This window comes from Sandarakinorhabdus cyanobacteriorum (genome assembly GCF_002251755.1).
In the GTDB taxonomy this organism is placed as follows: Bacteria; Pseudomonadota; Alphaproteobacteria; order Sphingomonadales; family Sphingomonadaceae; genus Sandarakinorhabdus; species Sandarakinorhabdus cyanobacteriorum.
This window is the reverse complement of the sequence record NZ_NOXT01000123.1, coordinates 106,091-119,717: the sequence shown is the minus strand read 5'-3', so window position 1 is coordinate 119,717 and position 13,627 is coordinate 106,091. Positions and strand designations below refer to the sequence as shown.

Sequence of the window (13,627 nt, the reverse complement as noted above, 5' to 3'; positions counted from 1 at the left end):
TCGGTTAGAAGCGCGCGCCCTTGGGCACGGCAATCGGCTCGATCCGGCCGATGCGGCATTGGCCATAGTTCATGCCGCCCACCGGATCGATCACCTCGATCAGATCATTGCCGCACAGCCGCCCCTGGGTGTTGCGGCGGGCGATGATGCGGTTGGCGCCCATGCCGGGGCAGCCACCCACAAGCTCGGCCCGGAAGGTGCCGCGGCCCTGGCGCATCAGCAGCCAGTCGCGATTGCCGGTCGCCACATATTGCAGGCCGGTTTCGTCGAGGCATTTCACCGCCGGGCCACTGGCAGGCAACGCACCCACATCGGTGCGCGCCGCCAGCGCCGGGGCGGCCAGCACGGCAAGGATGAGCAAGGCGCTGCGCATGACCCGATTATAGGCAAGGCCGCATCAGGGCACAAACACCAGCTTGGGGCCAGGATTGGTCATCGCCTCGCCGGCCTGGGCAAAGGGCAGCACCTTGTGCGTCACATGCTCGGGGTGGAAATGCCCGCAGGCAAGGCAGCCCACCACCGCCGGCAGATGTGCGCGCGAATCCACCCGGGCGGTGACGAAGGTGAGCCCGCGGTAATAGGCTTCGGTCAGCGGCACCGGGGTCAATCGATCAAGATGAATGGCCACACTGGTCAGCACCGCATTGCGCGCTGCCGAACGGATGGCAAATTCCAGCGCCGGCGCCGTGCCCGCCGCCTCCACCACGATGTCGAACAGATCGGTGGGTGTGCGCCCTTCGGCGAGCGCCAGCGGCGCGACTTCGGCGCCCAGGCGGGCCGCCCGTTCGCGCCGGTCTTCATCATCGTCCAGATAGAGCACGCGGCCCGCGCCCGCCGCCACCGCGCAGCCGGCGGCATAGAGGCCGACGCTCTGCGCCAGACCGCCCACCACCAGCACACTGGCACCGGGGCGGGCTGCCAGTTGCGGCCCCACCGCGCGCCAGCCATCGGCGATATTGTCAGACGCGCTTGCCACCGCCACCGGATCCAGGCCCTCGGGTAGCGGCACGAGCATATGATCGGCAAACGGCACATGCATCGCGCCCGACAATGCGCCGCCATAATCCGTGCGTGGTGCGCCGCCGAGGCCGAAATTGGCGAGCGGTGGATAGGCTTCACAACTGCCGGTGTGGCCGCGCTGGCAGGCCGGGCAGCGCCCGCAGCTCAGCTGGAACGGCACGATCACCCGCTGGCCCGGCTGCACGCCGGCCGCCTCGCCCGCGTCCACCACCTCGGCCACGCATTCGTGGCCAAAGGCGAACGGCCCTCGCATCTTCACCACGCCGGCAGCGATATAGAGATCCAGATCGCAGCGGGCGACCGCCAGCGGGCGCACAATCGCGTCCGTGGCGGCCGCCAGCACCAGCGGCTTCTGCTCCCGCCATTCAAAACGGCCGGGGGCGATGAAATGCAGCGCCTGCATCATTTGCTGTTGTCCACCACCAGCGGCACATCGAAATAGCTGACGCTGGCCGGTGCGCCCCAGCGTTTCAGCACCCCTGCCTTCCAGGCTTCGTTGAACCAGGCTTCGGCCGCTGCCCGGCTTTCCCACAGATAGATGCCGCCGGCCCGGCCATCATCGCCAATGGTGAAATATTTGCGCGTCAGGCCCGTGCGGCCCTGATAGTCGCCCACGCTGGCGGCAAACAGGCCCTCCAGCTTTTCCTTGGGCAGGCCGGCCGGGATGGGCACCGCCACAAGCACGGCCACGGGGCGGGCCTGGGCACCGCCGGCCAGCAGCAGGCCCATCGCAAGGGCCATGGCGGGAACGAGTTTCGGCAACATCGTCATTCTCCTCATCATCGATTGATGAAGATCTAATGCTGGCATTGGCAGGCCGGCGCTGCCATGCAGATCTCGGCAAACCAGCGTTGCAGAAATGGAACGATTGTCGATGGATCTTGATGACATGGCGCTGCTGGCCAGCGTTGCCCGGTTGGGTTCAATCAGCGCAGCGGCCCGCGCACGCGGCATCGCCATCTCCACCGCCGCCCGCCGGCTCGACGGGTTGGAAGGCAGCCTGAAGCTGCGACTGGTGGACCGGCGGGCCGATGGTGCGCGGCTGACGCCCGAGGGGCAGAAATTGGCCGCCCTGGCCGAACCGCTGGAGGCACAGATGGCCAGCATCAGCCGGGCAGCGGCGGCCATGCGGGCAGACGGGCCGGTGGCCGTGCGCATCACCGCCACTGAAACCATCATTGCCGATCGGCTGGCCCCTGCCCTGCCACAACTGTGGGCCCGGCATCCCGGCATCGCAATCACCCTGCAAAGCCAGGGCGCCGTGGTCAGCCTTGCCAGCCGCGAGGCTGATGTGGCGGTGCGGATGAGCCGGCCCGAAGGCAATGCCCTGATCGTGCGGGCGCTGCCGGCCGAGCAGGTGGCGCTGTTTGCCAGCCCAGCCTGGCTGGCGGGGCGCGATCCGGCCAGCATCGATGCGGCTGACGGGCCGATATTGGCTTATGATGACAGTTTCGGCCGCATCCCCGAAATGGCCTGGCTGGCCGGGCTTGGCCTGTCAGGGGCGGTGCGCATGGCCACCGGCTCCACGCGGGCGCTGCTCACCGCCACCCAGGCCGGTGCTGGCATCGGTTTGCTGCCGCGCCGCATGGCGGGCGGGCTGATCGAAATCCCGACCGCCACCCCGGCGCCGCCACGCACCCCCTGGCTGGCCGTCCACCGCGATGTGCAGCGCCTGCCGGCGATTCGCGCTGTCACCCGCTGGATCAGTGCTGCCTTTGCGCAGGGGGGCAAAGCCGGCTAAGGCCCCGCGCCATGATGCCCCCGCGTTTCCAGTTCACCATCCACGCCCGGTCCGGCAAGGCCCGCACTGGCACCATCGCCATGCGGCGTGGCGAGATCCGCACGCCGGCCTTCATGCCGGTGGGCACGGCCGCGACGGTGAAGGCGATGCGCACATCCGAGGTGCGCGCGGCTGGGGCGGACATCATCCTGGGCAACACCTATCACCTGATGCTGCGCCCCACGGCCGAACGGATCCATCGCCTGGGCGGCCTGCACCGCTTCATGGGCTGGAACCGCCCGATCCTGACCGACAGCGGCGGGTATCAGGTGATGAGCCTGTCGTCCCTCACCAAGCGCAGCGAAGAGGGCGTGACCTTTGCCAGCCATCTTGATGGCAGCCGCCATCTGATGAGCCCGGAACGTTCGATGGAGATCCAGCGCCTGTTGGGCAGCGATATCGTGATGGCCTTTGACGAACTGGTCGCCCTGCCCGCCCCACGCGAACAGGTCGCCGCCGCCATGGAACGCTCCATGCGCTGGGCGGTGCGCAGCCGGGCGGCCTTTGATGCCGGCGGCGAACATGCGGCCGGCGCCGCGCTGTTCGGCATCCAGCAGGGCGGGCTCGACGAACGGTTGCGCGCCGAATCCGCCACGGCGCTGCGCGCCATCGGCTTTGACGGCTATGCCATCGGCGGGCTCGCTGTGGGCGAAGGCCAGCCGGCGATGTTTGGCGTGCTGGATTATGCCACCGATCAGCTGCCCGAAACCGCCCCGCGCTATCTGATGGGTGTCGGCAAGCCGGATGACATCGTGGGCGCCGTGGTGCGCGGGGTGGACATGTTTGATTGCGTGCTGCCCACCCGTTCGGGGCGCAACGGCCAGGCCTTCACTCATGATGGCCCGCTCAATCTGCGCAATGCCGCCCATGCCGAGGATCTGCGCCCCCTGGATGAGGATTGCCGCTGCCCGGTGTGCCATGGCCCCGATGCGGCCAGCCGCGCCTATCTCCACCATCTCATCAAGGCGGGCGAGATGCTGGGCGCCATGTTGCTGACCCAGCACAATATCGGCTTTTACCAGCAGCTGATGGCGGGTTTGCGCGCCGCCATTGCCGCCGGCACGCTGACCGATTTTGCGGCAGGTTTCCTGGCCCGTTACAACGCCCGCGTGACGAGATAGGGCGCAGGGTCCAGCGGCGGCGTGTTGCCCAGCAACAGCGCCGCGCACAGGCGGCCGGCGGCCGGCGCCGTCTGGATGCCAAAGCCGCCCTGGCCGGCACACCAGAACAGCCCATCAACCCCGGCGTCAAACCCGAACAACGGCACCCGGTCGGGCGCAAAGCTTCTGAGGCCGGCCCAACTGGATTCGAGCCGCTGCACCGTCACCGTGGTCGCCTGCTCGAACCGGTCGATCACCATGGCAAGATCAAGCTCGTCGGGTCGCACGTCATGCGCCACGTCGGGCGTTTCATCGTGGGGGGACAGCCAGAGCCGGCCGCCATCCGGCTTGAAATAGAAGCGCCCGGCCGCTTCCAGCACGACCATCAGATCGGCCGGCGGCGGCGGATCGAGGCGCAGCACCGCCATGGTGCGCCTGAGCGGCTGCACGCCGCGCGGGGCGGCCCCTGCCAGCACCGCGACGGCATCCGCCCAGGCACCCGCCGCATTGACGAGCGTGGCGGCGGTGAATTCCCCGGCGCGGGTGGTGATACGCCACCGGCCGCCGTTGCGATCAAGACCGGTCACTTCGGCATTGGTGATCAATGTGGGCCGGGCCCCATCAACGCCGCGCAGAAAGCCCTGGTGCAGCGACGCCACATCGATATCGTGGCAATCATCCTCCACCAGGCCGCGCCGGTTCCATTCCGGACGCAGCATCGGCCCCGATGGCAGGGCGGCCATGGCGGCGGCATCCAGCCAGCGATAAGCGACACCGCCCTCATCATACTCGGCCGCCACCCGTTCCAGGCCGCCAGGATCATCGGGCGCTGCCACGGTCAATGCCGGGCGCGGCGCCAGCAATGGACCAAAGCCGGCCGGTGGCGCGCCGAAAAACCCACGCGATGCGCGGGACAACGGCACGATCGCCGGCCCGCCATAGCTTTCCACCCAGAAAGCCGCCGACCGCCCGGTGGTGTGATAGCCAGGCCGGGTCTCCATCTCGATCAGGGCGATGCGCAAGCCCGGGGCGGCCTGCAGCAGTGACCAGGCCGTACTGGCGCCCGCAATTCCGGCCCCGATGATGGCAATGTCGAAGTCACTCATGGCAGGCTGATCATGTCCAGGAAGGCAAGCGCATCGGCCAGCACCTGCTGGCGCAGCGGATCAGCCTCCCGCAGCAGTTCGTGGGCACCGTCAGCATATTCGATCAGCTGCGCGCCGGGGATGCGGGCGGCGAGACGGCGGGTGGCCGCGCAATCGACCAGGCCATCGCGGGCCGGTATCTGGAATTGCACGGGGGTCGCAATGCCTTCGGCTGCGCCCGGCGCCGTCAACGCGTCAATGCTGGCGAAGGCATCATCCAGCCATCCCCAGGTGACACTGCCGAGCGCCAGCGCGGGATAGGTGCCGATCCACCAGCTTTCATCGCGAAACCGTTCGATATCGCTGGTCAGCCAGCGTTGCCGCTGTTCGCCGGGACGTCCGGGCTGCCAGGGGCCGCCGCCCCACACATAATCATCGCCCTTGCCGCGCACCACCTGCACGCCGGCCAGCCAGCGGCCGATACCCGGGCCCACTGGCTGCACATTGAGTCCGATCATCGGCGCCAGCAGCACCGCCCGCGCCACACCGCCGCCGCCAGCCGCCAGATGGCGCAGCAGCAGATGGCCGCCCATCGAATGGGCCATTGCCACCAGGGGGCCATCGCTGCGGGCGCTGGCCCATTCGATCATGCTGGCCAGATCGCGCAGCCAGACAGGAAAGCCGGGTGACGCGCCATGCTGGGGCGTCTTCCCCACCCGCCGCGACAGGCCCTGGCCGCGCCAATCGAAGATGGTCGCGCCCCAGCCGGCATCGGCAAGATCGTGCAGAACCTCGGCATATTTCTCGGCGAAATCGGCCCGCCCGGTAAGGATCAGGATATGGCCCTTGTCGCGCTGGGGCAGATGCACCACCCGCACCGGCCAGCCATCGGGCATCAGCACATGGCTTTGTTCGGCGCCGTCGGGCAGGCGGTGCCGGCGCAACCAGTCATCGGGTTCGGGAACATGTTCAGCGGCCATGGCGCATGGCATAGCCGCCTCTGCCGGTGCTTGCCAGCCTTTGGCCAAAGCCCTACCGCTGTGGGCGATGCACAACAGCGTGAAATTGTTGACCGGGCTGGCGGCCACCGTGGTGCTGGCACGTGGCGGGATGGTGGTGGAAGGCTATACCATCATCGGCCGGCTGGGCTGGGCGGCGCAACGGGCACTGGCCGTGCATGAGGTTGACGATGGCAGCATCAGTTTCCGCCCGCCGCGCAGCCATCCTGCCCGCATCGCCTATCTTTCCGGCACGGCCGACCGGGAAACCCGCGCCGCCATTCTTGCCCGGCTGCGTCACCATCCGCTCATCATCGATGCGCGGTGGGAGGAGCGCTGATGGCACTGTTTGCCGAGATATGGCTGTGGGTGCTGGCCGGCTTTGCGACCGGCTGGTGGATGTGGCGGCGCTGAGGGCTCAGCCCCGCTTCAACGCCGCCTGCGCCGCCGCCAGCCGGGCGATCGGCACGCGATAGGGCGAGCAGGAGACATAATCGAGCTCCAGCCGCTCGCAGAAAGCGATGCTGGCCGGATCGCCGCCATGCTCGCCGCAGATGCCCAGCTTCAGGCCCAACTTCACGCCGCGCCCACGCTCAGCCGCAAGGCTGACCAGTTCGCCGACACCGTCTTCATCGATGGAGACAAACGGGTCCTTCGGATAAATGCCCTGCTCCACATAGGGCCCGAGGAAGCGCGCCGCATCGTCGCGGCTGATGCCCAGCGTGGTCTGGGTCAAGTCGTTGGTGCCAAAGCTGAAGAACTGGGCATGGTCGGCGATTTCGGCAGCGCGCAGGGCGGCGCGCGGCAGCTCGATCATGGTGCCGACCAGATATTCCAATGTGGTGCCGGTTTCGGCGAACACGGTGGCCGCTTCCGCATCGATCACCGCCTTGGTGATTTCCAGTTCGCGCGGGGTGGCGACCAGCGGCACCATCACTTCGGGCACCACGGCCTCGCCGGTTTCCTGGGCCACCAGCACCGCGGCCTCGAAAATGGCGCGGGCCTGCATGGCATAGATTTCGGGGTAGGTGATGCCCAGCCGGCAGCCACGATGGCCCAGCATCGGGTTGAATTCGTGCAGTTCGCCGATGCGGCGGCGCACCAGCGATTCGGCCAGCCCAGTGGCGGCGGCCACTTCGGCAAAGCCGGCATCATCATGCGGCAGGAATTCGTGCAGCGGCGGATCGAGCAGGCGGATCGTCACCGGCAAGCCGGCCATGACGCGGAAAATCTCGGCGAAATCGGCCCGCTGCTCGGGCAACAGCTCGGCCAGCGCCGCAGCGCGCCCCGCGGTGTCCTCGGCCAGGATCATGCGGCGCACGGCGGTGATGCGGCTGGGTTCGAAGAACATATGCTCGGTGCGGCACAGGCCAATGCCCTCGGCCCCGAACTGGCGTGCCACCCGGCAATCGGCCGGGGTTTCGGCGTTGGTGCGCACCTTCAGGCGGCGATGCTTGTCGGCCCAAACCATCAGCGCGCCGAAATCGCCCGACAGATCGGGTTCCACCGTCGCCACTTCGCCCAGCATCACATCGCCGGTGGCGCCATCCAGGGTGATACGCTCCCCTTCCACGATGCGGCGGCCGCCGCAGCTCATGGCGCGGGTGGCCATGTCGATGCTGATGCTGCCGGCACCCGACACGCAGGGGCGGCCCATGCCGCGCGCCACCACGGCGGCGTGGCTGGTCATGCCACCGCGCGCCGTCAGGATGCCGCGCGCCGCGTGCATGCCGTGAATATCCTCAGGCGATGTTTCGGTGCGCACCAGGATCACTGCTTCGCCGGCGCGGGCCTTCTGTTCGGCCGTATCACTGTCAAACACCACGGCGCCGCTGGCGGCACCGGGGCTGGCGGGCAGGCCGCGGGCGATCACGTCGCGCGGGGCCTTGGGGTCGAGCGTCGGGTGCAGCAGTTGGTCCAGTGCGGCGGCTTCCACGCGCAGCACGGCTTCGGCCTCGCTGATCAGCCCTTCGGCCACCATGTCCACCGCAATCTTCAGCGCGGCCTTGGCGGTGCGCTTGCCGCTGCGCGTCTGCAGCATCCACAGGCGGCCATCCTCCACCGTGAATTCGATATCCTGCATGTCGCGATAATGGCCTTCCAGCAGGTCGAACACCCGGCCGAGTTCGGTGAAGACTTGCCCCATCGCCTCTTCCATCGACGCCGCCTTGGCGCCGGCCTTTTCGCGCGCTGCCTTGGTCAGATATTGCGGGGTGCGGATGCCGGCCACAACATCCTCGCCTTGCGCGTTGATCAGATATTCGCCGTACCAGGCCTTTTCGCCCGTGCTGGGATCGCGGGTGAAGGCCACGCCGGTGGCCGACGTGTCGCCCAGATTGCCGAACACCATGGCCTGCACGTTCACCGCCGTGCCCCAGCTTTCGGGAATATCGTTCAGCCGGCGATAGGTGCGCGCGCGGTCAGAGCGCCAGGAACCGAACACCGCGCCAATCGCGCCCCACAATTGCTCATGTGGGTCCTGCGGGAAGGGCCAGCCCAGGGCCTGCTCGACAATCGCCTTGTAGCGGCCAACCAGGGCCTTCAGATCCCCGGCGTCGAGGCCGGTGTCCTGCGTGACGCCCTTGTCTTCCTTGGCGATTTCCAGCGCGTCTTCAAACAGATAATGGTCAAGGCCCAGAACGACATCGCCATACATCTGGATGAACCTGCGATAGCTGTCCCACGCGAAGCGCTCATTGCCCGACGCGGTGGCGAGGCCTTCCACCGTCACGTCGTTGAGGCCCAGGTTCAGCACCGTGTCCATCATGCCAGGCATCGACACGCGCGCGCCGGAGCGGACGGAGACGAGCAGCGGGTTGCTGGCATCGCCAAAGTGCTTGCCCGTCACGCCCTCCACAAAGGCCAGCGCCTCCAGCACGTCGCGGGCGACTTCATCGGGCAGCTTGCCGCCGGCGTCATAATAGGCCGCGCACACGTGCGTGGCGATGGTGAGGCCCGGGGGCACCGGCAGGCCGATGCCGGCCATTTCGGCCAGGTTAGCGCCCTTGCCGCCCAGCAGTTCCTTCTGTTTGGCGTCGCCCTCGGCCGTGCCGCCGCCGAACTTGAAGACTGACTTGGTCATTGCCCCGTGCACCCTTTGAAACTTCGCGTTGCCAGCCACGGCCGCCATACCCCCTATGACGGCTGCCGATCAGCCTTCGATATGTGAAAAGTCCGCCACGCCATGCACCGCATCGCGGAACCGCGCCAGCAGGGCCAAACGCCGCGCCCGCACTGCCGGGTCGGGATCGTTGACCATCACGGCGTCGAAAAATCCATCCACCGGCCCGCGCAGTGCGGCCAGTGCCGCCATGGCATCGGTGAAGCGTTCATCGGCCACCGCAGCCTGCGCCTGCGGCAGCGCCGCATCCAGCGCATCGGACAACGCAGCCTCGGCCCCGTCGCCAATGCCGGTAGCCGGCTCGGCGCTGGGAGGGTCCTTCTCCGCCGCCTTCAGGATATTTGCCGTCCGCTTGTAGCCGGCGAGCAGGTTGGTGCCGTCCTCGGTTTCGACAAAGGCCTGCAACGCCTTCACGCGGGCAAGCAGGCGGACGAAGTCGTCCTCGCCACCAAGCGCGAACACGGCATCGATCAGGTCGTGACGGACGCCGGCTTCGCGTTGCTGAACCTTCAGGCGGTCGGCGAAGAAGTCCATCAACTGGCTCATCCAGCCAGCTTCAAATCCAGACAGTTTCTGAAGGACAATATACTGGCGCATGACAGCACGAAGCGGCAGGCGGGTTTCCGATGCGGACAGAATCGACAGCACGCCCAGCGCTTGACGACGCAGCGCAAACGGATCCTTGGACCCCGTCGGCGGCATGTCGGCGCTGAAGAAGCCAAACAGCGTATCCAGCTTGTCCGCCAGCGCCACCGCCACACTGACAGGCTGGGTCGGCACATCATCGCCCTGGCCAGCTGGCTTGTAATGATCACGGATAGCATCAGCGATGGCGGGATCGATGCCCACGGCCAGCGCGAGATAGCGGCCGATCAGGCCCTGCACTTCCGGAAATTCGCCCACCGTGGCCGAGACGAGATCGGCCTTGGCCAGCCGCGCTGCCCGTTCCGCCAGCGCCGGATCGGCCGGCAGCGCGCCGCTTTCGCACAGCCAGCGTGCCAGCGCCGCCACCCGCTCCACCTTCTCGGCCAGCGTGCCCAGCCTCTCGTGGAACACGATGTCGGACAATTTGGGCAGGAAACCCTCCAACCCATTGGCCTTCACGGCGGCCAGATCCTGTTCCCAGAAGAAGCGCGCATCGGACAGGCGGGCGGAAAGCACGCGCTGGTTGCCATTGATGATGGCGGCGCCGCCGTCGTTCGCCTCCAGATTGGCGACACAGATGAAGGCCGGGGCGAGCGCGCCCGCGCTGTCGGCCAGCGCAAAATATTTCTGGTTGGTGCGCATGGTCAGCACGATCACCTCGCGCGGCACACTCAGGAAATCGGGATCAAAGCGGCCCAGCAGCGGCACCGGCCATTCGGTCAGCCCGGCATTTTCCGCCACCAGCCCGGCATCGGGGATCAGCGTCAGGCCAGCGTCTGCCGCCAAGGCCTCGGCGCGGGTGGCGATGATCTGCTGGCGCTCGGCGCTCGCCACCAGCACATGGGCGGCGCGCAGCTGGTCGGCCCAGGTTTCGGCGCTGGTGATGCTGAGGACGCCCGGCGCATGGATGCGATGGCCGCGCGTTTCCCGGCCAGAGGTGAGGCCGAACACGCTGCACGGCACCACATCATGATCCAGCAGCGCCAAAATGCCGGTCAATGGCCGCACCCAACGTGGGCTTGCCGTGGAGGCACTGGCAGCGCCCCAGCGCATCGACTTGGGCCAGGCAAAGCCGGTGACGATCTGCGGAATGGCCTCGGCCAATATCTCGGCCGCCGTCCGGCCTTCGCGGCGGATCACGGCAAACAGCACCACGCCCTTCGGCGTCTCGCGCTCTTCCAGCTGCTCGCGGGTCAGGCCGGTCTTTTTCAGGAAGCCCTCGATGGCCTGCGCCGGGGCGGTGGCGGCCGGGCCCTTCACCTCTTCGGCACTTCCTGCGGAGGCGGCGGCCACATCATCGGCCAGCAGCCACAACCGGCGCGGCGTTGCATCGGCCGTCACCGTGCCATGGGCAAGACCGGCGGCCTTCATCGCCTCGACAAAGCGGGTCTTCAGCTGCTCGGCCGCCGCCGCCTGCATGCGGGCCGGGATTTCTTCGGATTGCAGCTCGAGGAGGAACTTCACTTCACCTGCTCCACCCACACGTCGGCCACCGCCTTCACCAGATCGCGCACCCGGCCGATATAGGCCTGGCGTTCGGCGACACTGATCACGCCGCGGGCATTCAACAGGTTGAAGATGTGGCTGGCCTTGATGGCCTGGTCATAGGCCGGCAGCGGCAGGCCCCGGCTGGCAAGCGCCCGGCACTCCTCGCTGACATCCTTGAAATGCTGGAACAGCCGCTCGGTGTTGGCCGCCTCGAAATTATAGGCGCTGAACTGCTGTTCGTTCTTCAGGAACACATCGCCATAGGTCACGCCGGCATCGTTGTAAGCGAGATCGTAAATGCTCTCGACGCCCTGGATATACATGGCGAGGCGTTCCAGCCCATAGGTGAGTTCCCCCGCCACCGGCGCGCAATCATGGCCCGCCACCTGCTGGAAATAGGTGAATTGCGAGACTTCCATGCCGTCGCACCACACCTCCCAGCCCAGGCCCCAGGCGCCCAGCGTGGGGCTTTCCCAGTCATCCTCGACAAAGCGGATATCGTGGCGATGCCGGTCGATGCCGATGGCATCGAGGCTGCCGAGATAAAGGCCAATGAGATCGGGCGGGCTGGGCTTCAGGATGACCTGGAACTGATAATAATGCTGCAGCCGGTTGGGATTCTCGCCATAACGGCCATCCGATGGCCGGCGGCTGGGCTGCACATAGCAGGCGTTCCAGTGTTGCGGCCCCAGGCTGCGCAAGGTGGTGGCCGGGTGGAACGTGCCGGCGCCGACCTCAAGGTCATAAGGCTGCAGGATCACGCAGCCTTGCGCGCCCCAATATTGCTGGAGCGCAAGGATCATCGACTGGAAGGAAAGTGGCTTGCTCACGGCACGCGCCTTAGCGGCCGCAGCATGGCAAGGTCAATCAGCGACAAGCCAATCCAGGATCGCCTTGTCATCAGCCGGATCGATCGGCGCGCCATAGACATTGCGCATCTTGGCGATGGTTTCGCCCCATTGCACCCGGGTCAGACGCGGCTGGGCGGTGATCATCGCGGCCGAATGGCAGGCGAGGCAGTTGTTGTTGGCGGCTTCGGACGACACGCTATAGCGTTCGGGCAGCAGCCCCTCCGCATCAGGCAGCGCCACCGCGACCCGGCGCGTGGGCGGCGCGGCGGCGATCAGGGCTATGGCGGCGAGCGCGACAGCGAGGCGCATCAGATGATCTCCACGGCGACCGGCTCGATGCCGGCGCGGTTGTATCCGCTGGGGTTCCAGTTCTGGCCCAACGGCTGCTCCACCCCGGCGGCATTCTTCGCCCGGGCGAGGATGAGATGGCGGCCCGGTGCCAGTGCCAATGCGCCCCGGAAGCGGCGGAAGCTGTAGCGGCCATGGTCCGGACCCAGCTGCGCCGGCACCCAGCTGCGCCCGGCATCGGCCGACAGTTCCACGCTGGTCACGCCATGATCCCCGCCGAGCGCGACCCCCTGAATGGGGGTCAACGCCCGGGCCGGCAGCTTGGTGCCGCTGGCGATGTTGGTGACAAGGGCGCGCGGCCGCATGGTGGTGACCGGCACACGCGGGCCGGCGGGCGCGCCGGGCGCAATATCGGCCAGGGCATTGGCCGGCTGCAGATAGGCCTTGGCCATCCAATAGCCATCGTCGGGCTTGGCCAGCACCTCGATGGCGTCCAGCATCTTGACCCAATAGGTCGAATACCAGCCGGGCACCACCAGCCGCAGCGGAAAGCCGTTGAGCAGCGGCAGGGCGGTGCCGTTCATGCTCCAGGCGATCAGCACGTCATCCGAAAGGGCGTGGTCGATCGGCAGTGACTTTTCAAAGTCGGGCGCATTGTCCACCAGCGGCGTGTCGAGCCCGCCGCAGCGCACCGCCACCGCCCCGGCCTTCACGCCAGCCAGGGCCAGCACATCCTTCAGCCGCACGCCTTCCCACAGGGCATTGCCCATGGCGCCATTGGCCCATTGCGCACCGGCCACACGGGGGCTGAACAGCCCACGGCCATTGCCGGCACACTGGTTCACCGCCGCAATGGCAACGCGCGGCAGCCGCGCGAGATCGGCGAGGGACAGCGACAGCGGCTTGGCGACATGGCCGGCGATGCGCAGGCGATGCTTTGCCGGATCGATTTGGAGCGGGAACGGATAATGCCAACGCACGAAAAACCGGTCATTCGGCGTGAAATCATTGGCGTCGAAAACGGACAAGGGCGTTTCCAGCAGCGGCGGGGTGGAGCGCTGCAGGATCATCTCGCCCTTTTGCGGAAAGGCGCGGGTGGTCGGCCGCATGCCATTGTCGGCAAAGCCCAGATCGACCTGAGCGGCGGCCGGAGCGGCCAAGGCAGAGGCGATCAGGGTGCGGCGGGTGAGCATGGGGCTGGTTTAGCGCCTTGATGGCACCAGCGCCACCAATTCCATTTTGGTCTGTTGT

13 protein-coding genes are annotated in these 13,627 nt (G+C 67.4%); 3 read left to right on the top strand and 10 right to left on the bottom strand.

The window, feature by feature from the left end:
- Nucleotides 1-4: 4 nt before the first annotated feature.
- Genes CHU93_RS14585 through CHU93_RS14575 form a run of 3 tightly spaced genes read right to left on the bottom strand, consistent with a single transcriptional unit; the run spans nucleotide 5 to nucleotide 1,785 of the window.
- Entirely contained in the window at nucleotides 5-373 is a 369-nt protein-coding gene (locus tag CHU93_RS14585) for a hypothetical protein (protein ID WP_094474885.1), read from the bottom strand.
- Nucleotides 374-397: 24 nt separating this feature from the next.
- On the bottom strand, nucleotides 398-1,426 hold the full coding sequence (locus tag CHU93_RS14580; protein ID WP_094474884.1) for a zinc-dependent alcohol dehydrogenase: 1,029 nt from the start codon (nucleotides 1,424-1,426) through the stop codon (nucleotides 398-400).
- Nucleotides 1,423-1,785 carry a monooxygenase gene (locus tag CHU93_RS14575; protein ID WP_133064422.1) on the bottom strand — a complete coding sequence of 121 codons (363 nt, stop codon included), beginning with the start codon at nucleotides 1,783-1,785 and terminating at the stop codon, nucleotides 1,423-1,425. Before CHU93_RS14575 ends, CHU93_RS14580 begins: the two co-directional genes overlap by 4 nt.
- Nucleotides 1,786-1,894: 109 nt before the next feature.
- On the opposite strand from CHU93_RS14575, the gene CHU93_RS14570 reads away from it, so the two are divergent.
- Both CHU93_RS14570 and tgt read left to right on the top strand, forming a co-directional pair.
- Nucleotides 1,895-2,761: a LysR family transcriptional regulator gene (locus tag CHU93_RS14570; protein ID WP_165768758.1), complete on the top strand. Its 867-nt coding sequence runs from the start codon at nucleotides 1,895-1,897 to the stop codon at nucleotides 2,759-2,761.
- A gap of 14 nt (nucleotides 2,762-2,775) precedes the next feature.
- Entirely contained in the window at nucleotides 2,776-3,921 is a 1,146-nt protein-coding gene (tgt, locus tag CHU93_RS14565; RefSeq protein WP_094474949.1) for a tRNA guanosine(34) transglycosylase Tgt, read from the top strand.
- Here the strand turns inward: tgt and CHU93_RS14560 are convergent.
- Entirely contained in the window at nucleotides 3,897-5,006 is a 1,110-nt protein-coding gene (locus tag CHU93_RS14560) for an NAD(P)/FAD-dependent oxidoreductase (RefSeq protein WP_094474881.1), read from the bottom strand. The two genes, tgt and CHU93_RS14560, sit on opposite strands and share 25 nt — an antisense overlap.
- Nucleotides 5,003-5,965 carry an alpha/beta hydrolase gene (locus tag CHU93_RS14555; protein WP_165768757.1) on the bottom strand — a complete coding sequence of 321 codons (963 nt, stop codon included), beginning with the start codon at nucleotides 5,963-5,965 and terminating at the stop codon, nucleotides 5,003-5,005. The genes CHU93_RS14560 and CHU93_RS14555 overlap by 4 nt, the downstream gene beginning before the upstream one ends.
- A gap of 40 nt (nucleotides 5,966-6,005) precedes the next feature.
- On the opposite strand from CHU93_RS14555, the gene CHU93_RS14550 reads away from it, so the two are divergent.
- The gene (locus CHU93_RS14550; RefSeq protein WP_133064421.1) at nucleotides 6,006-6,323 is read left to right on the top strand and encodes a hypothetical protein; all 318 of its coding nucleotides are present in this window, start codon (nucleotides 6,006-6,008) and stop codon (nucleotides 6,321-6,323) included.
- A gap of 78 nt (nucleotides 6,324-6,401) precedes the next feature.
- Here the strand turns inward: CHU93_RS14550 and ppdK are convergent, their stop codons facing one another.
- The 5 genes from ppdK to CHU93_RS14525 form a co-directional block, all read right to left on the bottom strand.
- The gene (gene ppdK / locus CHU93_RS14545; RefSeq protein WP_094474878.1) at nucleotides 6,402-9,065 is read right to left on the bottom strand and encodes a pyruvate, phosphate dikinase; all 2,664 of its coding nucleotides are present in this window, start codon (nucleotides 9,063-9,065) and stop codon (nucleotides 6,402-6,404) included.
- Between the two features lie 69 nt (nucleotides 9,066-9,134).
- Entirely contained in the window at nucleotides 9,135-11,213 is a 2,079-nt protein-coding gene (glyS, locus tag CHU93_RS14540) for a glycine--tRNA ligase subunit beta (protein WP_094474877.1), read from the bottom strand.
- The gene (locus CHU93_RS14535; RefSeq protein WP_094474876.1) at nucleotides 11,210-12,067 is read right to left on the bottom strand and encodes a glycine--tRNA ligase subunit alpha; all 858 of its coding nucleotides are present in this window, start codon (nucleotides 12,065-12,067) and stop codon (nucleotides 11,210-11,212) included. Before CHU93_RS14535 ends, glyS begins: the two co-directional genes overlap by 4 nt.
- 33 nt (nucleotides 12,068-12,100) lie before the next feature.
- Nucleotides 12,101-12,397, bottom strand: a complete 297-nt coding sequence (locus CHU93_RS14530; protein ID WP_094474875.1) for a hypothetical protein — start codon at nucleotides 12,395-12,397, stop codon at nucleotides 12,101-12,103.
- Nucleotides 12,397-13,569 carry a molybdopterin-dependent oxidoreductase gene (locus CHU93_RS14525; protein ID WP_094474874.1) on the bottom strand — a complete coding sequence of 391 codons (1,173 nt, stop codon included), beginning with the start codon at nucleotides 13,567-13,569 and terminating at the stop codon, nucleotides 12,397-12,399. Before CHU93_RS14525 ends, CHU93_RS14530 begins: the two co-directional genes overlap by 1 nt.
- Nucleotides 13,570-13,627: the final 58 nt, after the last annotated feature.

Coding starts and splice junctions, on each gene's coding strand:
- CHU93_RS14555 (WP_165768757.1), bottom strand. CDS start 5,965: ATGGCCGCTGAACATGTTCCCGAACCCGATGACTGGTTGCGCCGGCAC.
- CHU93_RS14575 (WP_133064422.1), bottom strand. CDS start 1,785: ATGTTGCCGAAACTCGTTCCCGCCATGGCCCTTGCGATGGGCCTGCTG.
- CHU93_RS14525 (WP_094474874.1), bottom strand. CDS start 13,569: ATGCTCACCCGCCGCACCCTGATCGCCTCTGCCTTGGCCGCTCCGGCC.
- CHU93_RS14530 (WP_094474875.1), bottom strand. CDS start 12,397: ATGCGCCTCGCTGTCGCGCTCGCCGCCATAGCCCTGATCGCCGCCGCG.
- CHU93_RS14560 (WP_094474881.1), bottom strand. CDS start 5,006: ATGAGTGACTTCGACATTGCCATCATCGGGGCCGGAATTGCGGGCGCC.
- CHU93_RS14580 (WP_094474884.1), bottom strand. CDS start 1,426: ATGATGCAGGCGCTGCATTTCATCGCCCCCGGCCGTTTTGAATGGCGG.
- ppdK (WP_094474878.1), bottom strand. CDS start 9,065: ATGACCAAGTCAGTCTTCAAGTTCGGCGGCGGCACGGCCGAGGGCGAC.
- CHU93_RS14585 (WP_094474885.1), bottom strand. CDS start 373: ATGCGCAGCGCCTTGCTCATCCTTGCCGTGCTGGCCGCCCCGGCGCTG.
- tgt (WP_094474949.1), top strand. CDS start 2,776: ATGCCCCCGCGTTTCCAGTTCACCATCCACGCCCGGTCCGGCAAGGCC.
- CHU93_RS14570 (WP_165768758.1), top strand. CDS start 1,895: ATGGATCTTGATGACATGGCGCTGCTGGCCAGCGTTGCCCGGTTGGGT.